17 protein-coding genes, 1 tRNA gene and 1 pseudogene are annotated in these 25361 nt (G+C 74.4%); 13 read left to right on the forward strand and 6 right to left on the reverse strand.

Going from position 1 to position 25361, the window contains the following annotated elements; genetic code table 11:
- Positions 1–171 precede the first annotated feature (171 nt).
- Both ET495_RS19410 and ET495_RS10215 read left to right on the forward strand, forming a co-directional pair.
- Positions 172–420 (forward strand): annotated as a pseudogene (locus ET495_RS19410) (5-formyltetrahydrofolate cyclo-ligase); the annotation flags it as partial.
- Positions 312–767: a 5-formyltetrahydrofolate cyclo-ligase gene (locus ET495_RS10215; RefSeq protein ID WP_342770094.1), complete on the forward strand. Its 456-nt coding sequence runs from the start codon at positions 312–314 to the stop codon at positions 765–767. The pseudogene ET495_RS19410 and the gene ET495_RS10215, both read left to right, overlap by 109 nt.
- Here ET495_RS10215 and ET495_RS10220 read toward each other — a convergent pair.
- Positions 757–3414 carry a penicillin acylase family protein gene (locus tag ET495_RS10220; RefSeq protein WP_129204722.1) on the reverse strand — a complete coding sequence of 886 codons (2658 nt, stop codon included), beginning with the start codon at positions 3412–3414 and terminating at the stop codon, positions 757–759. The two genes, ET495_RS10215 and ET495_RS10220, sit on opposite strands and share 11 nt — an antisense overlap.
- A 164-nt stretch (positions 3415–3578) precedes the next feature.
- Between ET495_RS10220 and ET495_RS10225 the strand changes: the two genes are divergently transcribed.
- The 3 genes from ET495_RS10225 to mscL all read left to right on the forward strand — a co-directional run bounded on the left by ET495_RS10225 (position 3579) and on the right by mscL (position 5285).
- Entirely contained in the window at positions 3579–3890 is a 312-nt protein-coding gene (locus ET495_RS10225; protein ID WP_129204723.1) for an FmdB family zinc ribbon protein, read from the forward strand.
- A 130-nt stretch (positions 3891–4020) separates the two neighbouring features.
- Entirely contained in the window at positions 4021–4728 is a 708-nt protein-coding gene (locus tag ET495_RS10230) for an SAF domain-containing protein (protein WP_129204724.1), read from the forward strand.
- 158 nt (positions 4729–4886) lie between these two features.
- On the forward strand, positions 4887–5285 hold the full coding sequence (mscL, locus tag ET495_RS10235; protein WP_129204725.1) for a large conductance mechanosensitive channel protein MscL: 399 nt from the start codon (positions 4887–4889) through the stop codon (positions 5283–5285).
- Positions 5286–5441: 156 nt separating this feature from the next.
- Here the strand turns inward: mscL and ET495_RS10240 are convergent, their stop codons facing one another.
- Both ET495_RS10240 and ET495_RS10245 read right to left on the reverse strand, forming a co-directional pair.
- The gene (locus ET495_RS10240; RefSeq protein ID WP_129204726.1) at positions 5442–5657 is read right to left on the reverse strand and encodes a hypothetical protein; all 216 of its coding nucleotides are present in this window, start codon (positions 5655–5657) and stop codon (positions 5442–5444) included.
- A 288-nt stretch (positions 5658–5945) separates the two neighbouring features.
- Positions 5946–10430: a hypothetical protein gene (locus ET495_RS10245; protein WP_245993018.1), complete on the reverse strand. Its 4485-nt coding sequence runs from the start codon at positions 10428–10430 to the stop codon at positions 5946–5948.
- A gap of 331 nt (positions 10431–10761) precedes the next feature.
- Here ET495_RS10245 and ET495_RS10250 point away from each other — a divergent pair, with 331 nt between their 5' ends.
- The 3 genes from ET495_RS10250 to ET495_RS10260 all read left to right on the forward strand — a co-directional run bounded on the left by ET495_RS10250 (position 10762) and on the right by ET495_RS10260 (position 14225).
- The gene (locus ET495_RS10250) at positions 10762–12027 is read left to right on the forward strand and encodes an MFS transporter (protein WP_129204727.1); all 1266 of its coding nucleotides are present in this window, start codon (positions 10762–10764) and stop codon (positions 12025–12027) included.
- Between the two features lie 162 nt (positions 12028–12189).
- Entirely contained in the window at positions 12190–12894 is a 705-nt protein-coding gene (locus tag ET495_RS10255; RefSeq protein ID WP_129204728.1) for an ABC transporter ATP-binding protein, read from the forward strand.
- Positions 12891–14225, forward strand: coding sequence for a permease (locus ET495_RS10260; protein WP_129204729.1), 1335 nt, complete (start codon positions 12891–12893; stop codon positions 14223–14225). The genes ET495_RS10255 and ET495_RS10260 overlap by 4 nt, the downstream gene beginning before the upstream one ends.
- 65 nt (positions 14226–14290) lie before the next feature.
- Here ET495_RS10260 and ET495_RS10265 read toward each other — a convergent pair whose 3' ends face one another.
- Entirely contained in the window at positions 14291–17887 is a 3597-nt protein-coding gene (locus ET495_RS10265) for a DUF7927 domain-containing protein (RefSeq protein ID WP_129204730.1), read from the reverse strand.
- A gap of 315 nt (positions 17888–18202) precedes the next feature.
- Between ET495_RS10265 and ET495_RS18725 the strand changes: the two genes are divergently transcribed.
- Together ET495_RS18725 and ET495_RS18730 are read left to right on the forward strand one after the other, a co-directional pair.
- Entirely contained in the window at positions 18203–19300 is a 1098-nt protein-coding gene (locus ET495_RS18725; protein ID WP_162616434.1) for a hypothetical protein, read from the forward strand.
- Positions 19258–19722, forward strand: coding sequence for a helix-turn-helix transcriptional regulator (locus ET495_RS18730; protein ID WP_162616435.1), 465 nt, complete (start codon positions 19258–19260; stop codon positions 19720–19722). Before ET495_RS18725 ends, ET495_RS18730 begins: the two co-directional genes overlap by 43 nt.
- Before the next feature lie 63 nt (positions 19723–19785).
- Here ET495_RS18730 and ET495_RS10275 read toward each other — a convergent pair.
- Both ET495_RS10275 and ET495_RS10280 read right to left on the reverse strand, forming a co-directional pair.
- A tRNA-Arg gene (locus ET495_RS10275) sits at positions 19786–19858 on the reverse strand.
- 38 nt (positions 19859–19896) lie between these two features.
- Positions 19897–20928, reverse strand: coding sequence for an ROK family protein (locus ET495_RS10280; RefSeq protein ID WP_245993019.1), 1032 nt, complete (start codon positions 20926–20928; stop codon positions 19897–19899).
- 252 nt (positions 20929–21180) lie between these two features.
- Here ET495_RS10280 and xylA point away from each other — a divergent pair, with 252 nt between their 5' ends.
- From xylA to ET495_RS10295, 3 genes are all read left to right on the forward strand, one after another.
- Complete coding sequence (xylA, locus tag ET495_RS10285; protein WP_129204732.1) at positions 21181–22341, forward strand: xylose isomerase; 1161 nt, start codon at positions 21181–21183, stop codon at positions 22339–22341.
- Between the two features lie 125 nt (positions 22342–22466).
- A complete protein-coding gene (locus ET495_RS10290; protein ID WP_129204733.1) occupies positions 22467–23951 on the forward strand; it encodes an FGGY family carbohydrate kinase in 1485 nt (494 codons plus the stop codon).
- Between the two features lie 245 nt (positions 23952–24196).
- Entirely contained in the window at positions 24197–25252 is a 1056-nt protein-coding gene (locus tag ET495_RS10295) for a zinc-dependent alcohol dehydrogenase family protein (RefSeq protein ID WP_129204734.1), read from the forward strand.
- Positions 25253–25361: the final 109 nt, after the last annotated feature.

Raw genomic sequence — 25361 nt, forward strand, 5'->3', positions numbered from 1 at the left:
CTTGGTCACCGTCGTCAGCCCTCTCGCGCACGTTTGCGTCGACCGCGCCACCTGCGGTCCCCCCACGTTCTACCGCCTGTCACTGTGTCGGGTGGACACTGACACAATGTGCGCATGCGTGGCGACTCCAGAGACGCGTTGAAGCACCAGCCGTACCCGCTGACACCCGGCATGGAGCCCGCTGAGGCGAAGGACGAGCTGCGGCACGTCATCCGCCGGCAGCGTGCCGCACGGTCCGCCCGCCAGCGCGCGGACGCCGCGGTCGCGTTCGCCGACGTCCTCGAGACCATCCCGGCGGTCCGTGACGCCGCGTGCGTCGCCGCGTATGCGGCCCGGTCGAACGAGCCGGGCACGGGGGTGCTGCTCGAGCGGCTCGCCACGCGGGGCACGCGCGTGCTGCTGCCCGTGCTCGGCGCGGGGCTTGCGCGCGACTGGGCCCCTTACACGACCGCGGACGACCTGCGCGAGCGCGCTCCGGGGCGCCCCCGGAGCCGGGCGGCCCGGCCCTCGGTGCGTCCGCGATCGCGACCGCCGACGTCGTCGTCGCCCCGGCGCTCGCGGTGGACACCCGTGGGCGTCGGCTGGGTCAGGGCGGCGGTTGGTACGACCGCGTGCTGCGGCTGGTTCCTGAGGGAGTGTCCGTCGTCGCGATGGTGTTCGCGGACGAGGTCTACGACGCCGAGGAGCGGCCGCTGCCGACCGAGCCGCACGACGTGCGCGTGCACGCGGTCGCCACGCCGCAGTGGTGGCGTCCGCTCACGGCGTGAGCGTCAGCACGTCCGACGACGCCGCGTCGACCGCGGCCTTGGTGAACGGGAACGGGAACGTCCGCCCCCGGGACCACGCGTCGATCTGGTCGGTGTAGTGCCGGGTGCCCGGGTGCCCTGAGGAGCCGGTCACGACGACCCAGGTCGAGGCGTCGATGTCGCCAAAGTCGACGACCATGCGCATCGACGGGCCGGTCAGGACCTCGAAGCTGCCCGTTCCTGCGTCCCACCCGGTCGCGTTGACGACGGACGACGACCCTGGCATGGGCACGGGCGAGGGGTTCACGAGCCGACGCACGGGTGCGGGGATCGACTCTCCGCCGAGCACGGGGTGCTCGAGGCGGAGCTGGTGCAGCGTGCCCCATCTCCAGTCAGCAGGGTTCTTCGACATCTCGACCGTGAGGTCACGGCGGGCCGAGACCATCACCTGGTGGAGCACCTCGTCGCGCGACTCGGTGACGTTGAGCGTCGAGCGGTCGTCCCAGAACGGGTCGTTGGGCTTGTCGAGCATGTCGCGCACGACGACGAGCCACTTGCTGCCGCCGTCGGGGCGCATGTCTTGCGGCAGGTCGTCCCAGAACGTGTCCTGGAGGAGGTTGCGCCACACGGCAGCGAAGTAGGCGGCGCCGGCCGAGTCGGCGGACATGCGACGGTCCCAGCCGCGCAGCAGCCGCTGGCCGGCCGCCGAGTAGTCGTCGTCGAGCTGGACGTCGAGCAGCGCGGGCAGCAGCACCTGGGTGTACGGGCTCCAGTCGTCGTTCTGGATGGTGTTGAAGTCGCCGACGGTGAGCTTGCGACCCGAGTCGATCTTCTCCTGGAGCAGCGTGCGGATGCGTTCGGACCGGAACCCGTAGTCCCAGTCGTTGGTGAGGAACGGACCCGCGCCGTCGGGCAGCACGGCCTGGTTGGCGGCGACGATGAAGCCGCTCGCGGGGTCGAGGGCGCGCGGCATCTGGTCGGCCGGCACCCAGCCCTGCCAGTCGAAGCGGGGGTCGCGCCCGTCGCGCGGCCACGAGCCGTCCGAGGGCACCGGCCCGGGCACGCTCTCCCGCACGGGGATGCGCCCCGGCGCCTGGTAGCCGATGTGACCGTCCGCGGTGGCGAACACGATGTTCTGGGCGGGCACGTCGAACAGGGCTGCCGCGGCGCGCATGTCGGCGGCGTTCTGCGCGGTGTTGAACGCGAAGACGGCGTCGGCGGTGCGGCCCGGGGTGAGGGCCGTCCACCCGAGCGAGACGGCGTAGGTGCCCAGCAGCGTGCCCTGCCCCGTCGGGGATCCGGCGACGTTCCCGACGTCGAGCACGTCGGACACGATGGGTCCGTGCACCGTGGAGCGCACCTGGAGGTCGATCGCGGCCGACCCGGCGACGCGGATCGTCTCGGTCCGCGTCTCCACCGGCACCCAGTCGTCGCCACGCTGGTAGGTGTCGTCGCGCACACGCTCGATGAAGAAGTCGGTGACGTCTGCGCCCATGTTCGTCAGGCCCCAGGCCAGCGCGCCGTTGTGGCCGATGATGACGCCTGGGAACCCGGAGAACGAGAATCCGGCGACGTCGAACGGGCACTCGGTGCCCACGGTGGTGCAGTGCAGGCCGACCTGCGCCCAGATGCTCGGCGCGGCGAGCGACAGGTGCGGGTCGTTGGCGAGCATCGGCTTGCCCGATGCCGTGTGGTCGCCCGAGACGACCCACGAGTTCGACCCCGTGCCTTCGCCGCGTCCCACGAGCACGGGGACGGCGTCCAGCGCACTGCGTGCCGAGGCGAGCGCGGCGTCCAGGACCGGTGTGCTCGACGGCGCCGTCGGGGTGGTCGCGGCGGCCGCGGCGGCCTGCGCGGACCCGTCGTCCGCGGCCGGTGCGGCGAGGTCGACGTCGATGTCGGCCGGGTCGAGGATGGTCGCGTTGCCGCCTGCGGCGAACGACGGGAAGAGCTCGGCCACGAGCCCGACGTCGTCGAGCGTCGAGTACGCCAGGGCGCGCTCCAGCTCGTCGTCGTAGTTGCCGCGCAGGTCCCAGGCCATGGCCTTGAGCCAGGCGAGCGAGTCGACCGGATCCCACGGCTCGGGCTGGCCGACGTCGACGCTCAGGCCCAGCACGGTGTACTCGACGGCGATCTCGTCGGGCTTGCGTTCGGCGAGGTAGGCGTTGACGCCGTCGGCGTAGGCCTGGAGGTACGAACGCGTCTCGGGGGTCAGCAGGTCGAGCTCCTGCTGGGCGACGAGGCGCCAGCCGAAGGTCCGCACGACCTTGTCGGCGTCGATCGCCGCCGGGACGTTGCCGACGAGCTCGGCCAGCCGCCCGGCGGTCACGTGCCGGCGGTAGTCCATCTCGAAGAACCTGTCCTGCGCCGCCACGAAGCCCTGCGCACGGAAGAGGTCCACGGCCGTGTCGGCGTAGATCTGCGGCACCCCACGATCGTCGCGGACCACGCGCACGTTCCCGGTGAGCCCGTCGAGCTGCGCGGTGCCGCTCGTCTGCGGCAGCGGGCGGCGCACGACGACGGTGGCGAAGGACACCGCTGCCACGAGCACCAGCACGAGCACCACGGCCACCGCGACGACGACGCGGCGCAGCGTCGACCGGCGGCCACGCGGGGCAGGGGCGGCTGGCTCTTCAGCGGGAACGGCGGCGGTCGCGGGGGCTGACACGCAGGCGAGACTACCGTGGTAGCCCCGACGACAGGCGGGTTCCTGGTGGGTGTGGCCGATGCGCGCGTATCATTGGCACTCGGTAAGCCGGAGTGCCAGCGTTCCGGGGCTCGTCCGCCCGTGTCAGCCGCGCACCCGCCAGCGTCAGTTCCCGAGGAGATTCCGTGCCCACCTACGCCTATCGGTGCGCCGCCTGCGACCACGCGTTCGACATCCACCAGGCGTTCACCGACGACGCCCTCACCGTGTGCCCCGAGTGCGGCGGTGCGCTGCGCAAGCAGTACGGGAGCGTCGGCGTGACGTTCAAGGGCTCCGGCTTCTACCGGACGGACTCGCGCAAGGGATCCTCGAAGTCGTCGTCGTCGTCGTCGTCGTCGTCCTCGACGTCGTCGTCGTCGTCCTCGTCGTCCTCCTCGAAGAGCACGGCCCCGGCCTCGGGCTCCTCCTCGTCGTCCAGCAAGGCTGCCTCAGCCTGACTCCGCGCGCCGCCGGGCAACGGCGGACTCGGGCGGCGAGCCCGTCCCCAGCACGTCGAACCACGGTGGGTTCCACAGGTTCCCTGCGGCGCAGACCGACGCCGAGGCTGCCCACCTAGCCTCGCCCGGCATGAGCCACCCCGAACCACGCCCGTCCGGAACGACAGACCGCAGGCGCCTGCACCGCGCGGTCCGGCGCTGGCTGTGGCGCTCACGCTTCGCCGTCGTCGCGGTCTGCTGCGGCGTCTCCGCCACGAGCGCGGTGCAGGCGCTGCGACCCGAACCACCACCGATGCGCGACGTCGTCGTGCCCGCCCACCGGCTCGCGGCCGGAGTCGAGGTCGAGCGCACCGACCTCGAGGTCCGCCCCGTCCCCGCCTCGCTCACGCCCCAGGGGGCGCTCACCGACCCGGCGGACGCGGTCGGCCGGGTGCCGCCCGTCGCGCTCCCGTCCGGGCTGCCGTTGTCGGCCGACCTCCTGGCCGGCGGCGCCGTCACCGCGCTCGCCCCCGGCGGGACCGTCGTGGTCCCTGTGCGACTCGATGCGGCGACCGCACGGCTGCTGCGGGCCGGGGACCACGCGGACCTCGTCTCGTCCACGGCACTCTCCGCCGACGACGGCGCAGCAGACTCCCCCTACCTGGCGCGACGCGCGCTCGTGCTCCCCGCGGCCGGGCGCACCGCACCGGACGACGACGACGGCCCGGCAGGGCTGCTCGGGGGCGCGAAGGGCACGGACGCCGACCCGGTGACGCTGTTCGCGGTCGCGCCCGACGAGGCACCGGGGCTGTCGGCGGCATCGGGAGCCGGGGCGGTCGCGGCCGTGCTCGTCCCGTGATCGCGCCCCAGACAACGCCCACGAAGCCGCGTGGCTCTCGCACTCGGCCGTGTGCGACTCAGCGTGGGCGCTTGCGGGTGCGACCACCCGGCGCCCAAAATCGATTCCGGTCTGCGGGTCACCCGCGGGCGTGACGCCCATCCATCTCAGGGGAGAACATGCTCAAGGGTTTCAGGGAGTTCCTGCTGCGCGGTAACGTGCTCGACCTCGCCGTCGGCATCATCATCGGCGCGGCGTTCACCGGCGTCGTCAACGGGCTCATGGACGGGGTTCTGAGCCCGCTCATCGCCCTGATCTTCGGCCAGCCGGACGTGAGCGATGTCTCCATCCCGCTCACCGGCACCACCAGCATGCCCGTTGGTCTGTTCCTCCAGGCGGTGCTGAACTTCCTCATCGTCGCGACCACGCTCTACTTCGTCGTCGTCGTTCCGGTCAAGCGCTTCACCGAGCGCTTCAAGAGCGGCGAGGAGCCCTCGCCCGAGCCCGCTGCCCCGAGCGAGGACGTCGTGCTGCTCCAGGAGATCCGGGACCTGCTCGCGTCATCCCGGCGCGACTGACCGCCTTCGCCGCCGGCCGGATGGCGGTCGCAGTCGACCGGATGGCGGTCGCCGCCGACCGGAGCCTGGTCGCCGCCGGGCGGACCGCGGTCGCCGCCGGGCCGTGCGCGACTGGACGCGACGGCGAGGTCGGCCCGGCGAGACCGGACCCGCAGGTCAGCGGCGTCCCCAGTGGGGTGGCACGTCACCCAGCAAGCGCTGGTCGTTGTCGCCGTGCCCGCCGCGTTCGTCGTCGCTGACGCCGGGGACCTGCTCGCGCTCGTTCCCGGCCCGGACGACGCGCCGGTGGCGGCGGCGTGGGCTCGCGTCGCCGGGCGGCGACGCCGCCCCCGGGCCCGCCACCGTCTCGGGGTCTCTCCAACCGTCAGTCACGGGTCCATCCTCCCCGCTGCCAGGAGGCGTCGCGCCCTCCAGGGACCTGCGGGCGCGGGAGCCCGGCCACGACGGCCCGCGGCAGGGAACGGGCGCCCCCTGCGTGCGAGGGCCCTCTGCTCGCGACGCTCTGAGCCGCAACGCTCTGAGCCGCACCGGTCGCCGACCACGACCACGACCACGACCACGGCCACGGCCACGGCCACGGCCACACGCTGGCTCGCGCGCCCACGCCCGCGCACGGCACGCGTCGCCCGCGCCGGAACCCTTCGTCGGGAAGGGGCGGCGTCAGGAGGGGTCGCTCGGGAGGGGCGCCGGCGCAGCAGGCTCCTCGTCCGACGCGTCCCGCGCCGCCTGATCGTCCCGCACCCCGTGTGCGTCCGGCTCGTCCAGCCCACGGGTCTCGTCCCCGAGGGCGACAGCGTTCCCGTCCGGTCCGTCCACCACGCGGGCCGTGTCGCCCGCGCCCGTCCGGTCCGGCTCCTCGGGCTCGCCCGCCACGTCCCGTGCGGGTGCCGCGGTCTCGTCAGGATGCGGCGCGGCCGGCCCGGCGAACGGTGCCTCGTCCTCGTCGTCGTCCTCCGCCGGAAGGTGCGGCACCACGACCTCGCGCGGCGGCACGACGCCGCCCGCGGTTCCGATGCGCTCGTCACGCACCCGCTGGACGAGTCCACGCACCCGGTCGGCCTCGCCGTCCGGGTCGAGGAACGCGGCGGCGCTCCACACCTGGGTGACCACCCAGCCGAGGCGTTCGAGCCGTTCCGCGACCTGCCGCGCGCGGACCCGCACCGACGGCTCGGCCACGTAGGCGTCGTCGTCGGTGAGCACGGCGACCAGCAGCTCGCCGGGCAGGTCGGGGTGGCCTACCACGAGCGGGATGCGGTCGCCGTCGGGCAGGCCGTAGTCGGTCTCGACGAGGTAGCCGAGCCGCCACAGGCGCTCGCCCAGGTCGACCAGCAGCCGGTCGGGCGCGCTGGACACGTCGACGCCGTTGCCGAGCGCGACCTGGTCGGCGACGTCCGACCGCACCTGCGCGAACTGGAGCACCTCGGCGAGCAGGCGTGGTCCGGCGCCACGCAGGCGTTCGGGGTCGAGGTCGCCGGCGAGGAAGCAGGTCACCACCCGCAGCCGGCGCCGGGTCGCGCCGAGCGCGCCCAGCAGCATCGCGTCACCGCCGGGCTCGCTCAGCACGCCGAACCGGTGCAGCACGCGCCCGTGAGGTGTGCGCCCGAACCCGAGCGACAGCACGATCGCGTCGCGGGACAGGCCTGAGACGCCGGTGACGTCGGCGACGACGACGGGCTCGGGCCGTGCGCCGGAGAAGAACGGGGCGAGCGCGGGGTTGGCTCGCACCTCGGCGAGCAGGGCCTCGCGGATGCGGTCCGCGTGCACGGACGTCACCGTCACGATGCCGAGCGTCTCCTCGGGGCGGGTCAGCGCGTGCTCGATCGCGAGCTCGACGACGCGGTCCACCTCCGCCTGCGTCGACTCGACCGTCCCGGACGACGGGTCGGGCATGCCAGAGCCGTCGACGAGGTCGAGGTGGACGAGGGCTTCGGCGCGGGGCAGCGGCGCGGGCCGCACCAGCCCGGCGTACCCGTGGCGGGCCAGCAGCCGTGTCAGCTCGGGGTCGCGCCGCGACTCGCGCGGCTGGACGGTCACGTGCGGCAGCACCCCGGCGAGCTCGAGCACGGCCGTGCCCGACGCCGATCGCACGTCGCCGATGACGACGATCTGCCGGCCGCGGGCGAGCGCCGGCACGACGGTCTCCAGCGGCACGTGCTGGATCGCGTCGAGCACCACGAGGTCGACGGTCCGGACGGCGGGCAGCAGGCGCGGCACGAGCGTGGGTGTCGCGACGACGGCGGGCCGCAGGCGACGCAGCACCTCGCCGTGGCGGGTCGCCAGGTCGCGCAGCGACGTCAGCCGCCCTTCGATGAGCTCGGTGAACAGTGCTTCGGCGTCGGCGCGGTCGTCGCGCATCGCCGCGCCCAGGTGGGCGCGCACGGCGGCGCGCACGGGGCCGGACAGCGAGGCGACGTGCCGCCGGTCGAGCTCGCGGAAACGCCGGGCGAGCGCGTCGAGGCCGGCACCGTCCTGTCCCGCGAGCGCCGGGTCGGCGGCCAGGAGCTGCTCGAACACCGAGCTCCACCAGGCGAGCTCGAGCTCGGGGATGACGAGCGAGACGTCGACGCGCCGGGCGATCAGGTCGTCGACGAGCTCGCCGACCCCGGCGGCGCGGGCGCGGCGCAGCGCGGCGGTGCGCGCCGGCAGCGTGTCGAGGGAGTCGGCGTCGGCGGCGAGGCGTTCGAGCCGCTCGGCGAGCCCGTCCAGGGCGAGGTCCGCGAGCCCGCCGCCGAGCGGCGTCGTCGTGAGCACGGGTTCGAGCGCGTCGAGGTCGATGCGGACGGCCTCGTGGGTGTCCTCGATGGTCGCCAGGCCCTCGGGCAGGGTGGGCCAGCCGCCGCGTTCGGCGTGCTGCGCCCACACCTCGCGCTGGGCCTGCACCTCGCGCAGCGCGGCGTGCATGTCGGGCACGCGCACACCGGGGCGCACCATGTCCTTGGCGTGCTTGCGCAGTCGCCGCCGCGTGAACCAGCCCATCTCGACGCCGTGCTCGGCGCGCCACTTGCGCGTGGCCGTCGCCTGCACCATGTCGGCCGCGGTGCGTTCGAAGACCATCGGGTGGAACAGGTCGAGGGTGCCGCGCATGCCGCCGAGCATCGTGAGCTGCTCGCCGAACGCCCCCACCGTCGTCGGCGGGGTCAGGCCCGTGATCTCGGTGACGAACGCGACCTGACGGCGCAGCTGCGGCAGCGTCGTGTCCTTGAGCCTTCGCACGCGCACGAGCGCCTCGCGGGCGTCGTCGTCGGTGAGCAGCAGCGCGTCGAACCACGGCGTCGACGTCGCGCGCAGCGTGAACGCCCCGAGCTCGGCGGCCTGCTGGAGATCGGCGGCGACGGCGCGGCGCGCGTCGCCGCTGAGCGCGACGACGGTCGAGGGCGCCAGCCGCACGCTGGTCGACGGCGCGGGGCGGTCGGCGGTGAGGCGTGCGAGCGCCTGGAGTGCGTCGTACGCCGAGACCTGCCACGGTGCCCGGCTCTGGTGCAGCGCCGCGATGTACCCGGCGAGCTGGTGGCCCGCCCCGATGAGGGCGTCGCGGAGCTGGGCCACGCCGTCGTCGTCGAGCGGTTCGGGCTCGCTCGCCATGGCGGTCAGCAGCCGGCGCGCGACCTCCTGGCGCCACGTCGGCACGGGCGGGACGTCGAGCAGCAGCCCGTCGAGGTCGAGGGACGCGAGCCTCGCGGCCAGCGCGTCCGCGGCGCGGCGGTGGCCGGTCACGTAGAGCACGGAGCGGCCCGCGGCCGTGGCCTCGGCGACGACGGCGGCGACCGTCCCTGCGGCGTCGGAGCCGACGGGGGCGTCCACGTACAGGTGGCCGCCGGTCGCGAGCGCGTCGACCACGTGACGCTGTGACGGGTCGAGGTCGCCGACGCCACGCTCCTGGGCGGGCGGGGCGTCGCCGCGTGCGGGTGCCGGCACCTGGAGGGCGGTCACGGCGGCGGCGGCCGCGTCGACGCCGGCGAGCGCCGCGACGACCTCGTGCCGTGCGAGCGACGACGCGAGCTCGTCGATGTCGTCGACGAGGGCCTGCCCGGGGTGGACGAACGTCCCGACCAGCATGCGGCGGTCGAGCGTGAAGCCGTCGAGGACGGCCTCGCCGAGCGCTGCGATGCGGTCGAGCACGTCGGACGGGTCGAATCCTGCGGTGGAGAAGGTGGCCTGGGCGAGCGAGGCGGGGTCGAGCAGCGCGCCGTGGGCACGCAGGGTGCGTGCGACGACGGGGTTGAGCTCGGCGGTCGCCTCGAGCGTGAGGTCGTAGTCCGCCTCGCCGTCGCCGCGCGGGGTCAGGGTCACGGGCCGCAGGAGCACGGGGGCGTGGACGACGCGCACGGCCTGGGTGCCCGCGCTCGCGTCGCGGGCGCCGGCACCGACGCGGTCGGTCGCCCGGTCGGGGCCGGGCGCGGTGGCCGCGGCGCGCGCGGCCACCGTGACGACGGGCAGGGACTGCGTGAGGAGCAGTGTGTCGTCGGCGTCGGTCGCGGCCGGGTCGCTCGGGGCGTCCGAGGTCGCGGCGACGTCCGTCGCGGCGTGCGCGGCGGGTGTCGCGTCGAGGACCGGCGTCTCGCTGGCCTGTCCGGGTCCGAGGGGCCCGGGGGCCGCGGCGTCCGAGGCGTCGGTCGCAGCCTCGGTGGCGTCGGCCTCGGTCGGCCGCGGGTCGCGCTGCGCGGTGACGCGCGCGAGCGCGGCGACGTCCTGCGACAGGCCGCTCGACGGCGGGGGGCCGCCGACGGGCTCGGTCCAGGTGGCGACGCCGATCGCGAGGTAGGTGGGTGCCACACCGAACCGTTGCGCGTGCTCGGCCGACCGGGCGGAGACGGCGCGGGCGCGGCGGCGCGCCGCGGGGAGTGCCGCGCGTTCGCGCAGGAGGTTGGTGAGCCGGGTGGGCCGCCCGGCGAAGAGCTGCGCGACGCCCGAAGGGTGGGCCGCGGACAGGTCGATGACGGCGTCGCCGAGCAGGCCGACGTCGGCGAGCGTGGACCCTCCGACCTGGGCGACGAGCCGTTCACGCCAGCGCGCGACGGCTTCGGCCACGGCCTCCTCGGGCGAGGCGGGCGTGACCAGGCGTGGGCGGGGCGGCGCGGCGTCGGCTGGTGCCGCGGCCGACGGCCGGCCCTCGCGGGCGGCGGTGGTGCGTCGGACGGCGTTCACGCGCGCCACGCTAGGCGCCGTCGCGGCGCGGCGTGCGACGGCACGCCGGGGCGGGCCGAGGCCGACCGGGCTGACGCGCCCGGCTGCGGGGCGAGGTGTGCGGGAGCAATGGCGCCGGAGATGACGATGCCCTCCGGCAGGGGGTCCGAAGGGCATCGTTTCCGGGCCGGAACCCGGTCGAGGGTGGCGCACGCCACGCAGGGGGCGGGCGGCACGCGCCACCACGGGAGAGTGTTGCTCTAGGTGCGCCCGCACGTCAACCGTTTCCGAACAATCGTCCAACTCAGCGGGACGGCCGTGGTCGAGCCGTGAGACGTAGGATCTCGTACTCGTGACCGGAGTCCTCGAGGTGATCGCGCCCCGCTCCCTCGGAGGCCCGTACCGGTGGCTCCTGGCGTCCGCGTGGACGAGCAACATCGGCGACGGCATCGCGCTGGCCGCGGGCCCGCTCCTCGTGGCCTCCCAGACCCGCTCGGCCGTGCTCGTGGCCCTCGCGGCGCTGCTGCAGCGCCTGCCGTGGCTGCTGTTCGGGCTGTGGGCGGGGGCGGTCGCGGACCGGCTCGACCGCCGCCGTGTCGTCATGGTCGCCAACGTGCTGCGCGCCGTCGTCGTCGCGTCGCTGTGCGCGGCGATCGTGACCGGGGCGGTGAACATCCGCGTCGTGCTCGCCACGATGTTCCTGTACGGGGTCGCGGAGGTCTTCGCCGACACGACGTCGCAGACGCTGCTGCCGGCGCTGGTGCCGCGTCGTCACCTGTCGGTCGGTACGCACCGCATGCAGGCCGCGTTCCTGACGTGCAACCAGCTCGTGGGGCCGCCCGTGGGTGCGTTCCTGTTCGCGCTGGGCGCGGTGTTCCCGTTCGTGGTGCAGGTGGTGTGCGCACTGCTCGCGGTGGTGCTGGTGGCGCGCATCGCGTCCTCGCCCGCGCCCGACGGCGCCCCGGGCCTCGTGGTGCAGCGCGGCGCGGAGCGTACGCACGTGCGCCGCGACATCGCCGATGGCGTGCGCTGGGTGTGGGGGCATGCGCCGGTGCGGACGCTGGCGCTCGTGATCCTCGTGTTCAACGTCACCTGGGCTGCCGCGTGGTCGGTGCTGGTGCTGTGGTCGCGTGACCACCTGGGGATGAGCGAGGTGGGCTTCGGGCTGCTGACGACGGCGTCGGCCGTGGGCGGGCTGGCCGGCACGGCGCTGTACTCGCGCATCGAGCGACGGTTCTCGCTCGCGGCGGTCATGCGCGGCTGCCTGCTGCTGGAGGTGGCCACGCATCTCGCGCTCGCGCTGACGACGGCGGGGTGGCTCGCGATCGTCATCATGGTGGAGTTCGGTGCGTACGCGTTCGTGTGGGGCACGGTGTCGACCACCGTGCGCCAGCGGGCGGTGCCGCAGCGCCTCCAGGGCCGTGTGGGCTCGGTCTACATGATGTGCGTCTTCGGCGGCCTGGTGGCGGGTCAGGCGCTGGGCGGGCTGATCGCCGAGCGCTGGGGCCTGACGGCCCCGTTCTGGTTCGCGTTCGCCGGCGCCGGCCTGACCCTGGCCTGCATCTGGCGCCCCCTGGCCCACATCGCCCACGCGGACGCGGCCCCGACACCCGTGTAGGAGGGCGTCAGGTCGGCATTCCGTCGTCGGGTCGTGCGCCCGGGGGCACGAGTAGACGACGGAGTGCCGACCTGACCCGTCGTCCCCCGGGGGGACGGCGACGGGGCGGGAGTCGGGCGGTGGGGGGACGCGTCGTGGGGCCAGGGGTGTCAGCCTGGGGGCATGAGTTCACTTCTGAGTGCCCGTGGCCTGGGCATGGCCTACCGGGGCGCGCCGGCTGCGGCGCTCGACGGCGTCGACCTCGACGTGGCGGCGGGCGAGTCCGTCGCCGTCATGGGCGCCTCCGGCTCCGGCAAGACGACCCTGCTGCACGTGCTCGCCGGCATCCTGCGCCCGACGTCGGGCACGGTCACCCTCCAGACCGCGCGGGGCCCGGTGGGCGTCCACGCGCTCGACGACGCCGGGCGCTCGCGGCTGCGGCGCGAGGAGCTCGGCTTCGTGTTCCAGCAGGGCCTGCTGCTCGACGAGCTGAGCGCGCTCGAGAACGTGGCGGTCGCCCGCATGCTCAGCGGCGTGCCGCGCGCCCAGGCAGAGGCGGAGGCCGCGCAGTGGCTCGCCGCGCTCGGCCTGGCCGGGCTCGAGCAGCGGCGGCTCGGCGCGCTGTCGGGCGGGCAGGCCCAGCGCGTCGCGATCGCCCGGGCCCAGATCACCGGGGCCCGCCTGCTGTTCGCCGACGAGCCCACGGGCGCCCTCGACTCGCGCACCGGGGCCGAGGTGCTCGACCTGCTGCTGGGCGCCGTCGCGCAGGGGCGCACGCTCGTCGTCGTCACGCACGACGCCGGGATCGCCGCGCGCTGCGACCGCGTCGTCGAGCTGCGCGACGGGCGCGTCGTCGGGGACCGGCACCGTGCGGGAGCGCGGGCATGACCACGCTCGCCCTCGCCCGCCTGTTCGCGCGCCGCACCGAGGGCGACCGGCTCGCCTCCGCGCTCCCCGTCGCCTCGTTCGCGCTCGTCACGGCGCTGCTGCTCGTCGTGCTGGGCGGCGCGCGGGCGTTCTTCCGGATGCCGGGGCCTGAGGCGGGCACGTACCAGGTGCTGGCCGTGACCGCGCTGACGCTGCTCGTGGTGCCGCTGTTCACGCTCGGCGTGGCGGCCGCGAAGAACGCGGCCCGGCGCCGCGACGACCGGTTGTCGTCGCTGCGCCTGCTCGGTGCGACGACACGCACCGTCTCGCTGCTGACCGTCCTGGAGGCTGCGGGCGGCGCGCTCACTGGGGCCGTCGCGGGAACCGTGCTCTATGCCGCGCTCGCCCCGCTGGTCGGGCTGCTGCACTTCGCGGGCAGGCCGCTGGGGGCACAGGTGTGGCTGCCCTGGTACTGGCTGCCGGCGGTGTGGGCCGGCGTGGCGCTGGTCGCGGCCGGGTCGGCGGCCGTGGGGCTGCGTGGCGTGGCGCTCACCCCGCTCGGGGTCCGCACGCGGCAGCGGCCGGGCCGGGCCGGCTGGTGGCGGGCGGTCGTGGCGGTCGTCGTCGTGCTGCTGAGCGCGGTGACGACGGCTGCGCTGCGCGAGCTCGGCTCACGGTGGGGGTTCGCCGCGATCCTCGCGGGTGTCGCCGGGGCGTTCGGCTGCGCGCTGCTCGCGCTCGACGCCGTCGGGCCCTGGTACGTGCGGGTGCGTGCGCGCCGCCTGCACCGGCGTGCGGGAGACGTGCCGCGCCTGCTGGCGGCCCGGATGATCCTCGAAGACCCGAAGGCCGCATGGCGGCAGGTCGCCGGGGCCAGCGTGACGACGTTCGTCGGCGTGGTCGCCGGTGCCGGGCTCGCACTGGTCCAGCGCGACCCCACGTCGCGCTCCGAGGACGTGCTGTTCACCGACATCCGCACGGGCGTGTTCCTCACGCTCGTCATCTCGTTCCTCATGGTGGCGTGCACCGTGGCCGTCAACCAGGCGACGGCGACGCTGGACCGGGCGCGCGTGCACGTGTCGCTCGACCGGCTCGGCGTGCCGCCCGCGCTGCTCGCGCAGGCCTCGCGGCGCTCGGTCATGTCGGTGCTGTGGACGGTCGTGGTGGGCTCGGCGGCCGTGTCCGTGGTGCTCGTGTTCCCGATCGTGGGGGCGGCGGTGCTGATGCGCCCGCTCGCGGTGGGTGTCGTCGTCGCGGTGTTCGCGGGCGGGTTCGCCCTGGTGCGCGCCGGGGCGTCGGTCGCGGCACGGCTCGTGCCGGGGATCCTGGCGAGGCCCGAACGGGTGCTGTAGCGAACGCCGAGGCCCCGCCCGGGATCTGGTGGATCCCGGGCGGGGCCTGGCCCGCACGGCCTCGATCAGGCCCTGCGGCGCCGGAAGACGCCGACGGCCACCCCGGCCAGCGTCACCAGCGCGATCCCGACGGCCGGCGGTACGCCGCCCGTCCTTCCTGGCCCGCCTGTGAGCGGGAGCTGGAGGTACAGCTCGTCCGGCACGACCAGAGGCCGTTCCACCGGGTTCTCGGTGCACCGCGCGTCGCCGGCCGGGCACGCGTCGGGTGCCCGTTCGCCCGTGGCGGTCACCACGTTGCGCAGCACGGCCGACTGCGGCCCGTCGTGCGCAACCTGCACGGTGTAGCTGACGGTCGCCGTCGCCCCGGCGGGCAGGTAGCCGGCAACCCGGATGACCTGCGCGTCCTCGTCGAGCCTCGCGGCGATCGGGACGTCGGCGCCCGGTCCCGTCTGGAGCGACCCGGGCACGATCGCGGCGTCGTCGAGCACGTCCGCGAGGTGGTCGGTGAGGTCGACGGTCGCCTCGGTCCCCCCGCCGTTGCGGAGCGTGATCGTGTACCGCACGGCCTGCTCGCCCTGCACGGTGGTGCCGTTGCCGACGTCGGGCGACTTGGTCACGGTGAAGCCCTGGTTCAGCAGCCGCACGCCGGCGGCGTCGCCGGCGACGAGCACCGGGCCGCCCGGGTCGAGCGGGTCGTCGCCGGCCTTGACGGCCTGCGCGCTCGCGGTGTCGACGACGACGCCGGGGGCCGAGTCGTCGTAGACGACGTCGTACCGGCGGCACTCGCTCTGCCCGACGGCGAGCGCCGCCACGCCGAACCCGCCCAGATCGGGGTGCAGGTCGTCGGACACGACGACGTCGTGCAGCACGCCCTGGCCCGTGTTGGTGACGCACACGCGGTACGGCACCGGCTCGCCGACGGCGTACACCGGGTAGCCGGCGGCGTCGTCCGCGTCGAGCCACGACGCGTCGTCGTCGGGGTCGGCGCCGGGGCTGAGCACCGACTTGCGGACCACCGCCGAGGAGAACGGCGCCACCGTGACCACCGCCGACGCGCGCATGGCGAGGCGGGTCCTCCCCGCGCGTGCCGTCGCCGCATTCTCCAGCACGTCGTTGGCGCTCATCCCCTGCGTCCGGTACTCGACCTGGAAGCTCCGGATCCCCTGCGGGGCGAGGCTGCCGCCGATCACGCGGATCGCGGTCGGGTGCGGGGTCGGGTCGGTCGTCCAGCCCACCGTGTTCCCGGTGACCGATCCTGCGGAGCCGTTGCTCGCGCCGGCCGGGTCGGCCGAGATGAGCGACGGGTCCGCCTGCGTGTAGTACACCGTCGAGCCGGGGTCCGCGTCGACTGCCGTGATCTCGTAGGAGCCCGTGAACTGCGTCCTCCGCCCGTCGCCCACATAGGGCAGCACGTCGATGACGTCGGTGAAGGATTGCGGCACCGGGTCGGCCGAGGACACCGCCACCTGCCAGGTGCCCGTTCCCGTGCCCGTGCCGTCCGGGTTCGCGATCACCGGCGAGCCGGAGGTCTTCGACAGCCGGGTCACGCCCATGTCCATGATCCACACGGGTGCCGAGCTGTTCGCCGTCGTGCCGTCCACGGTGGCCCGGACGGAGTCGGTGACGACCGCGCCCGGTGTGGCGCCCGCGGGCAGCGTCACGTCGAAGGAGAGCTGTTCGGGGCGGTTGACCGCGAGCCCGTCGAACACCCAGGTGAGCACCTGGCGGCCGCCCGCCACCGTGACCTTCGGCGTGGCCGTCGCCGATCCGGGGACGTACATGACCCCGGGTGGCAGCGTCTCGACGAGCTCGAAGCCGTTCGCGACGCGGATGGCGTCCGCGTTGCCGCGCGCCTCGTAGGTCAGCGAGTACCGGACCGTCGCCCCGGGCAGCGCGGCGGCCTGGTCCACGGTCTCGGTGACGACGGGCCGGGTGGCCACGACGCGCAGCACGTCGCGCATGTGGCTGACCCACGGGTAGCGCAGCCCTGGCGTGGGCAGAGGCGTTCCCAGGTCGCTCCCGCCCACCCGGGTGTAGTACCGCCAGTCGGCCGCGGCCAGCGTGGTCGTCGTGGCGTTGGCGTACGTGGCCCACATCCAGACGTCCTGGCCGACCGGGGTGCCAGGCTTGATGACGGAGACGACGTCGAGGCCGACCCGGTCGGCGCGGACGCGTTCGTTGATCTGGTAGACGGCGCGGACGGCCTTGACCGAGCTCCGGTCGGCCGGAACCTGGGAGGTCCAGCCGTTCGCGGCTCCGCACCCGCGCCACGCGTCGGGGTTGTAGGCGGCGCTGCGCGGGTCCATCTGGGGGTCGGACCCGACGTAGTACTCGATGGTGGCGGTCGCGACGCTGCCGACCGCCTCACCGGAGTCGAGCGTGAGGCTCGCCGACTCGAACGTCACGTACTTCGGGTCGAGGATGCTGCACAGGCCACCCGTGCGGTCGGAGGCCGCCGAGGCAGGGGCGGACCGGTAGGCGAACCCGACCCGCTGGGAGACCCGGGCGCCGATCGGGGCGGTGTACGTGTTGGTGAGGGCACCGGCGTTCGACCCGCTGACCGAGGGGGTCCACCAGCCCGAGATCGTCCCCGACGTCCACAGCACCGACGCCGCGTTGTTCTTCGGGTCGTCCTTGACGAGGGTGTGGTTCTGATCCTGCGCGGTGTACTCCGGAGCGCTCGCGGTGATCGCCACGTTGCCCGTGGCTGCCGTCGTGACCTGTCGCAGGACGATCTCCCCGGACGCCACCGCGGCGGTCCCCGCGGGCAGCAGCTTGCCCCGGGAGTCCTTCGTGGGTCGCGTGACCTGGGAGTAGTCGATGCCCGACAGGTGCATCACGACGACGGCGTCACCGGACTGGGGCGTCTTCTCGCGCACGCTCACCGTGCACGACCTGACGAACGGCGCGGTGCGGTCCGGTTCGTGCCCGCCGCCCGACCAGGGGTGTCCGGCGACGGGCCCCGACGTGAACGCCCCGCACGACAGCGCCTGCCAGTCCCCGCTGACGGAGCCGTCGACCTGGATCTGGATGTCGATGTCCTGCGGACCGGCGGCCGCACGCCGGTTGTGGAACAACGTCCACTGGAACGTGAACACGCGCCCGGTGCCGTCCTGGTAGGAGTTGGGTGACGCGTCTCCCCAGGCCATGTCGAGGCCGAACGGGGTCGCGATGGGAACCGGGTCGAGCGTGACCTCCTCGCCGCCGTAGCTCCCCGACAGCTCGACGGCCTCGCCGCCGACGCCGTCGGCCACGACCGTGGTCGCCAGCCGCAGCGCGGTGCCCTCGGCCTGCGTCCCCAGGTTGCAGACGAGGCTTCGCCCGTCGGCGGAGATACCTGACGGCGGCGTCACGCCATCGACCCGGCACGCGATCGGGAGCCTGTCGAACGTGCCGTGGACCACCGTGAACGTCGCGGTGACGTTGTCGACCGCCGCGGGCTGGTCCCCGTCGTCGCCGACGTTGACGCTCAGGTACCAGTTCGCGGTCACCGAGCTGGCGACCACGACGACGTCCGGCACCGCGGCGCCCCACTCCCCCACCAGGAGCGCCTCGGCACCCACCGCCGGCAGGGGTGCCGCGATCAGCGCGAGCACTGCTGCGAGCGCCGCCACCCCGGCAGCGCGGGCACCACGCCACACGCCGTCACCGCCCCGGCCCATCGCATTCCTCCGTTTCCACGCGCCGCCCCCACCGGGCCACGCACGGCAGGATCGTGGGCCCCTCGGCGAGCGCCCACGACCGGGGGCGGCGAGACTTCCCCCTCGGTTCACCCCTGGGCCAGGCGTCGTTTTCGGCCACGCCGCGCGGCGCGTGCCGGGGCGCCGACGGCGTTCGCGCAGGCCAGCCCCGCCCCTCGGCGGGGTCTTTTCCACGCGTGGCACCGAACGGACGCCGGGCGATACGTTCTCGGCTCGACCCCCCCCCGGCACAGGGCACGACCCGACGCCGGGCACCCTCGCGAACTGGAGAACCCGTTGCCCGAGAACCCCGGGCTGGGCCAGGTGCTCGCACGGCCGACCGCGCCCGCGCACCGCCACCCCCACCCGTCCACGCTCGACGCCGCCGCGTCGCAGGTGCTGAGCGCATGCCTGCCAGGGTCGGCCCCGGTACGCCGGTCGGCGCTCGACGCCGTCCTCGACGCCCCTCTGCACTCCGCCCGCCGGTCCTGCTCGTGCTCGACGGCGCGGCTCACGGCCGCGCACGTGCGCGCCCTGCTGGTCTCGGGCCACGCCGCGCGGGCGGCCGGGTACGCCGACCGTGCCGCGCTCGCCGCGGTGGGCTCGGGCGCGGCGGCCGCACACGCGCCGCTCGCCGAGCGGGCGCTCGCCTATGCGGCGATCGCCGAGGCGTACCTGGCGACGGGGCGGCTCGAGGACGCGCTGACGTGCGCGCGCCGCGCCTGCGAGTACGCGGCCGAGGCGGGCGACGATCGCGTCCTGGCCGCGGGCCACGCCCTGCTGAGCCTCGGGCTCGCGACGCACGGCGAGGTGGCCGCGGCGCAGGAGCACCTGGAGGCCGCGGAGCGCCTGCGTGCCGCGCACGCCTGGGGGTCGACGACGTGGCCGCTCGCGTTCGCGACGGTGCTGCTGGCGATCCGCCGCAGCGACACCGCCTCGATGGAGGCCGCGCTGCGCGATCTGGAGGCGTCGGGGCAGGCGTCGACGCGCGACCACGTGCAGCGGGCGGTCCTCGGCCTCGGCCGCTGCCACCTGTACGGGGTGCGCGGCGACTACCCGCGCGCCATCTCGACGGCGCAGACGCTCACCCACGGCAGCCTCGCGCCGCTGGTGCCGCCCGCGCTGCTCGATCAGGCTGTCGCCGTGGAGGCGCTGTCCCTGCTCCAGCTCGGCAACCCTGCGGCGGTGCTCACGCTCCTGCACGAGCGCCCGTCGCCCCCGACCACCCGGTGTGCTTCGACGTCCTCGTGGCGACCGCGCACCTCCAGCTCGGCAACCCGCGTCAGGCCCTGCGCGCCACCGAGGGCTGCATCCGCGGCAACCCACGCCACAGCCTGGCCTCGCTGCCGTCGGTGTTCCTGCGCCGCGCCCTCGCTCAGGAGGCCCTGGGGCTGACGCACGCCGCCGACGCCGACTTCTCGCGCGCCGCCCACCTGGCCGCCGAGCTGGGGGCGGTCACGCCGTCGCTGGGCGTCAGCCTGGGGGCGGTCGGCGCGTTGCACGCGCGCCTGCGCGCCGCCGAGCCGGAGTTCGCGCGCACGCTCGCCGCGTCGCTGCCGCCCGACTCGAGCCGCCCGGCGCCCCGCCCCCTGGCGTTCGACCCGCCGTGCCTGACCAAGCGGGAGACGTTGCTCGCCGGGTGGCTGGGGACGGAGCGGACGCTGACCGAGATCGCGTCGGCGCTCCACGTCTCGCCGCACACGATCAAGAGCCAGTCGCGGTCGCTGTACCGCAAGCTCGGGGTCGGTACGCGGACGGAGGCGGTGGCGGCGCTCGATCGGACGGGGTTGTTCCCCGCCCCGGCGGATGCCGCGTGACAGGCGCCGCGTGACGGACGCCGCGTGACGGGCGCCGCGTGACGGCCCGCACCCGGGCAAGAGTGCGCCTGAAAGGATTCGAACCTTCGACAACCCGCTTAGGAGGCGGGTGCTCTATCCACTGAGCTACAGGCGCTCGCGGCCACTAGCGTACCGGGGCGTTCCGGGCGGGTCTCACACCCAGTCGGCCGGTGCGGCCAGCACGTCGCGCAGCACCTCGTGCGCGCCGCCCGCCATCGCGGCGTACGGCCCGGCCACGGCCCCGCGTACCTCGACGGGCGCGAAGGGGGCCGACAGCACCCGGTCGGCCAGCACCCCGGCCACGGGCTCGTGCAGCCACGGCAGCAACGTCGTGTACGCGCCGCCGAGCACGATGGTGCACACGTCGACGAGGTTCACGAAGTCGGCGAGCGCCGAGCCGAGCGCGAGCGCTGCCCGCCGCACTGCCGCCTCGGCGCTCGCCGAGCGCGCGTGCAGCGCGTGGACGAGGGTCTCGAGCGGCGCGTCGGGGCTGAGCCCGGCGGCTCGCATGACGGCTTCCTTGCCGGCGTACTGCTCGAGGCACCCGAGGGCCCCGCACCCGCAGCGCGGCCCGGCGGGGTCGACGACGACGTGCCCGATCTCGCCGTTCCACCCGCGCTCGCCGAGGAAGAGCCGTCGGTCGACGACGACGGCGGCGCCGATGCCGACGTCGGCGGAGACGTAGAGGAACGAGGAGGCGACGTCGCCGATGAGCTCGGCGAGTCCGGCGAGCTTGGCCTCGTTGGCGACCTCGACGTGCAGGTCGTCGAGGTCGAGCAGCGGGATGGGTTGGACGGAGGACCATCCGAGGTTGGGGGCGACCTGGAGGAGCCCGGCCCGCGAGTCGACGAGCCCGGGCAGGGCGAGGCGGGCGCCGGCGACGCGCATGCCGTCGGCGAGGCACGCCTCGACGAGCTCGCGCGCGAGCGCGCCGACGCGCGGGAGCACCACGGCGGGGTTGCTGTCGTGGAATGCTCCGGGGACGACTCTCTCGTCGACGATGTCGCCTGTGAGGTCCATCACGCTCGCGCCGAGGTAGCCCACGTTGACCTCGAGGCCGATGCCGACGACGGACCGCGCTGCGGGGATGAGCGGCACGGCGGGCCGCCCGGCCCGCTGTGCTGAAACCGGCGCCAGCTCGGAGAGCAGACCGCCCGCGACCAGCCGATCCACGAGTGTCGACACGGTGGCTCGCGCCAGTCCGGTGGACGCTGCGACATCGGCGCGCGACAGTGGATCCGGCGAATCGAAGACCGCTCGTGCCACCAGTTCGAGGTTGCGCTCACGCAACGTGTGCTGGCGGGCGGCGGACCCGTGAGACGTCGTCAGCGAATCGGCTAGCACGCCTTGACTGTAGCGGAGTCTCACGCAATAGTTCAGCCGTACAACTAATGCCGTGCGGGGTTGCTGCGCGGCTCGACGAGGAGAAGACAACCCGTGAGCGACATCAAGTACTCCTTCGGCCTCTGGACCACCGGCTGGCAGGGCGTCGACCCGTTCGGTGACGCGACCCGCCCCCACCTCGACCCGGCCGAGAACATCCGCAAGCTCGCCGAGACCGGCGCGCACGCCTTCACCTTCCACGACAACGACGTGTGGCCGATCGACGCCACCGACGACGAGAAGCGCGCCGCCATCGAGTCCGTCAAGGCCGCCGCCGCCGAGACCGGCCTCGTGTGCGAGATGGTCACCACCAACACGTTCTCGCACCCGGTCTTCAAGGCCGGCGCGTTCACCTCGAACTCGCGCGACGTGCGCCGCTACGGCCTGCGCAAGGTGCTGCGCCAGGTCGACCTGGGCGCCGAGCTCGGTGCCACCACGTTCGTCATGTGGGGCGGGCGCGAGGGCGTCGAGTACGCCAACTCCAAGGACCTGGGCACCGCGCACGCCCGGTACGCCGAGGGCATCGACACCGTCGCCGCGTACATCAAGGCGAAGGGCTACGACATGCGCGTCGCCCTCGAGCCCAAGCCCAACGAGCCCCGCGGCGACATCTTCCTGCCGACCATCGGTCACGCCATCGCGCTGATCAACACGCTCGACAACGGCGACATCGTCGGCGTCAACCCGGAGACGGGCCACGAGCAGATGGCCGGCCTGGACTACACGCACGGCCTGGCCCTCGCCCTGTACGTCGGCAAGCTGTTCCACATCGACCTCAACGGTCAGAACGGCCCCAAGTACGACCAGGACCTGGTGTTCGGCCACGGCAACCTGCTCTCGGCCTTCTTCACGGTCGACCTGCTCGAGAACGGCTCCCCGAACGGCACGATCGCCCCCTACCAGGGCTACCGCCACTTCGACTACAAGCCCTCGCGCACCGAGTACATCGACGGCATCTGGGAGTCGGCCGCCGCCAACATCAAGACGTACGAGCTGCTCGCCGCCGCGTCGAAGGCGTACCGCGCCGACGCCGCGGTCCAGGCCGCGTTCGAGAAGGCCGGCGTGCTCGACACGACGACCACGCTCGCCGAGGGCGAGTCGTTCGAGTCGTTCCTCGCCGAGGCCGACGAGAACATCGAGGACCTGGGCAAGCGTCACGAGGGCCTGGTGCACCTGCACCAGCTCGCGCTCAACCACATCCTCGGCGCCCGCTGAGCCTGAGCTCACCGAGCCCACCGAGGCACGCGAGCCCCGCCGTCGGCACCATGCCCGACGGCGGGGCTCGTCGCCGTCGCACCCCCTCCCCCCGCCCCACCGCCACCGCATCCCAAGGAGCACCGATGCCCCTCGTCGCCGGGGTGGACTCGTCCACCCAGTCCTGCAAGATCGTCGTCCGTGACGCCGAGACCGGTGCGCTGGTGCGCAGCGGGTCGGCCAAGCACCCCGACGGCACGTCCGTCGACCCCCAGCACTGGTGGACCGCGTTCACCGAGGCGGCGGCCGCCGCCGGCGGCCTGTCCGACGTCGCCGCACTGTCGGTGGGCGGGCAGCAGCACGGCATGGTGGCCCTGGACGCTCAGGGCAACGTGGTGCGCGACGCCCTGCTGTGGAACGACACCCGCTCGGCGCAGGCGGCCGAAGACCTCATCGCCGAGCTCGGCGAGGGCGACCGCGCGGTCGGCGCGCAGCGCTGGGCCGACGCCGTCGGCTCGGTGCTCGTGGCGAGCCTGACCATCACGAAGCTGCGCTGGCTGCGTGACGCCGAGCCGGCCAATGCCGCCAAGGTCGCCGCCGTGGCCCTCCCCCACGACTGGCTGAGCTGGCGCATCGCCGGCTACGGCCCCGCGGGCGACCCGACGGCGCCGCTCGGCCCGCAGCTCGACAAGCTGTTCACCGACAAGTCCGACGCCTCGGGCACCGGCTACTACGACGCCGAGGCCGACGGCGGCGCGGGCGCCTACCGGCTCGACCTGCTGCGCCTGGCCTTCGGCCGCGACGACCTCGTGCTGCCGCGCGTCGTCGGCTCGACCGAGGCGGGCGCGACGGCACACCCCAGCGTCGCCGGCACGGGCGACACGCTCGTCGGCCCCGGTGCGGGCGACAACGCGGGCGCCGCGATCGGCCTGGGCATGCGCCCCGGCGACATCGCGATCTCGATCGGCACCTCGGGGGTCGTCTCGGCGGTCGCCCCGGCCCGCACGGCCGACGGCTCGGGTGCCATCAACGGGTTCGCCGACTGCACCGGCAACGCCCTCATGCTCGCGGTGACGCTCAACGCCGCTCAGGTGCTCGACGCCGCGCGCGCGATCCTCGACGCCGACTTCGCCCAGCTCGCCGACCTGGCGCTCGCCGCGCCGGCCGGTGCGGACGGCCTCGTGCTGGTGCCCTACCTGCAGGGCGAGCGCACGCCGAACCGCCCGAACGCGTCGGGCACGCTGCACGGCATCCGGCTGAAGAACCAGACGCGCGCCCACATCGCGCGCGCCTACATCGAGGGCATGCTGTGCGGTCTGGCCGACGGCCTCGACGCGCTGCGCGCGCTCGACGTGCCCGTCGAGCGGGTCATGCTCATCGGCGGTGCGGCGCAGTCGCCCGCGGTGCAGCGGATCGCCCCGCAGATCTTCGGGCTGCCCATCTCCATCCCCGAGCCGGGCGAGTACGTGGCCGACGGCGCCGCGCGCCAGGCGGCGTGGGTGCTCGCGTCGGCGGTGGCGGGCGCACCGACGGCCGCGCCGTCGTGGTCGACCGCGATGTCGACGACGCTCGCGGCCGACCCGGTGCCGCTGGTCCGCGAGCAGTACGCGGCGGTGCGCGACCTGGTCTGAGAGGCGTCCTCGCCTGGTCGCGCGCCTGGTCGCGCACCCGTCAGGACCTCGCACGCCGCACGGTGTGCGAGGTCCTGGCACGTCCGGGATCCCCCGGGCCGATGCGGTGCCCTGGGCAACGGGCGGGACCTACGTCACGCGACCGCGGGGCCAAGCGTCCCTTGCGGCGCGCAGGGCATCGATGGTGGCCTTGTGGGTCGAGGCGCCCACGACGGAGTGGGCGCCCGCACTCTAGGAGGTTGTCCATGAAGGCCCTCGTCTACCACGGTCCGGGGAACAAGTCCTGGGAAGACGTGCCCGACCCGCAGATCCTCCGGCCGACCGACGCGATCGTGCGGATCGACACGACCACGATCTGCGGCACCGACCTGCACATCCTCAAGGGCGACGTGCCGGCTGTGGACGACGGCAGGATCCTCGGGCACGAGGGCGTGGGCACCATCACCGAGGTCGGGCCCGGCGTGCAGAGCCTCGCCGTCGGCGACCGCGTGATCATCTCGTGCGTCTCGGCGTGCGGCACCTGCGGGTACTGCCGCAAGGGCCTGTACTCGCACTGCCTGGCCGACGAGGGCATGTCGGGGATCGGCTGGATCCTCGGGCACCTCATCGACGGTACGCAGGCCGAGCTCGTCCGCATCCCGTTCGCCGACAGCTCGCTGCACAAGGTCCCCGCGGGCGTCGACGACCAGACCGCCGTCATGCTGTCCGACATCATCCCGACGGGGTTCGAGATCGGCGTGCGCAAGGGGAACGTCTCGGAGGGCGACATCGTCGCCGTCATCGGCACCGGACCCGTCGGCCTCGCGGCCATCGCCACGTCGATGCTGGACGGGCCCAGCCGTGTGATCGCCGTCGACCTCGACGACAACCGCCTGGAGCAGTCGCTGCGCTTCGGCGCGACCGACACCGTCAACTCCAGCACGCCCGGGTGGTACGACACGCTCATGGCGATGACCGACGGGCTGGGCGTCGACGTCGCCATGGAGGCCGTCGGCATCCCGCAGACGTTCGAGATGTGCACCAGGATCGTGCGACCGGGCGGGCACATCGCCAACCTGGGCGTGCACGGCGCGTCCGTCGACCTGCCGTTGCAGGACCTGTGGATCAAGGACATCACGCTGACGACCGGCCTGGTCAGCACGTCGACGACGCCGCTGCTGCTGAGGCTCGTGGAGCACGGCAAGCTCCGGGCGAGCGCGTTCGCGACCCACACGTTCGCCCTCGACGAGATCGACGAGGCGTACGACGTGTTCAGCCGCGCCGCCGACACCAAGGCGCTCAAGGTCATGCTGACGCGCTGACCGGCTGACCCACCGACCCCGCGGCCTGCCCGCCGTCGCCCGAGAGGCGGCGGGCAGGCCGCGGTCGTGTGCCCGGGCAGGGCCGGAACACGGCGAAGAGTCCCTCAAA

Source organism: Xylanimonas allomyrinae, from assembly GCF_004135345.1.
GTDB lineage: Bacteria > Actinomycetota > Actinomycetes > Actinomycetales > Cellulomonadaceae > Xylanimonas > Xylanimonas allomyrinae.

What these genes read in the sequence shown, in the direction of transcription:
- ET495_RS10295 (WP_129204734.1), top strand. Translation starts at nt 24,197, where the DNA reads ATGAAGGCCCTCGTCTACCACGGTCCGGGGAACAAGTCCTGGGAAGAC.
- ET495_RS10260 (WP_129204729.1), top strand. Translation starts at nt 12,891, where the DNA reads ATGACCACGCTCGCCCTCGCCCGCCTGTTCGCGCGCCGCACCGAGGGC.
- ET495_RS10265 (WP_129204730.1), bottom strand. Translation starts at nt 17,887, where the DNA reads ATGGGCCGGGGCGGTGACGGCGTGTGGCGTGGTGCCCGCGCTGCCGGG.
- ET495_RS10230 (WP_129204724.1), top strand. Translation starts at nt 4,021, where the DNA reads ATGAGCCACCCCGAACCACGCCCGTCCGGAACGACAGACCGCAGGCGC.
- ET495_RS10290 (WP_129204733.1), top strand. Translation starts at nt 22,467, where the DNA reads ATGCCCCTCGTCGCCGGGGTGGACTCGTCCACCCAGTCCTGCAAGATC.
- mscL (WP_129204725.1), top strand. Translation starts at nt 4,887, where the DNA reads ATGCTCAAGGGTTTCAGGGAGTTCCTGCTGCGCGGTAACGTGCTCGAC.
- ET495_RS10255 (WP_129204728.1), top strand. Translation starts at nt 12,190, where the DNA reads ATGAGTTCACTTCTGAGTGCCCGTGGCCTGGGCATGGCCTACCGGGGC.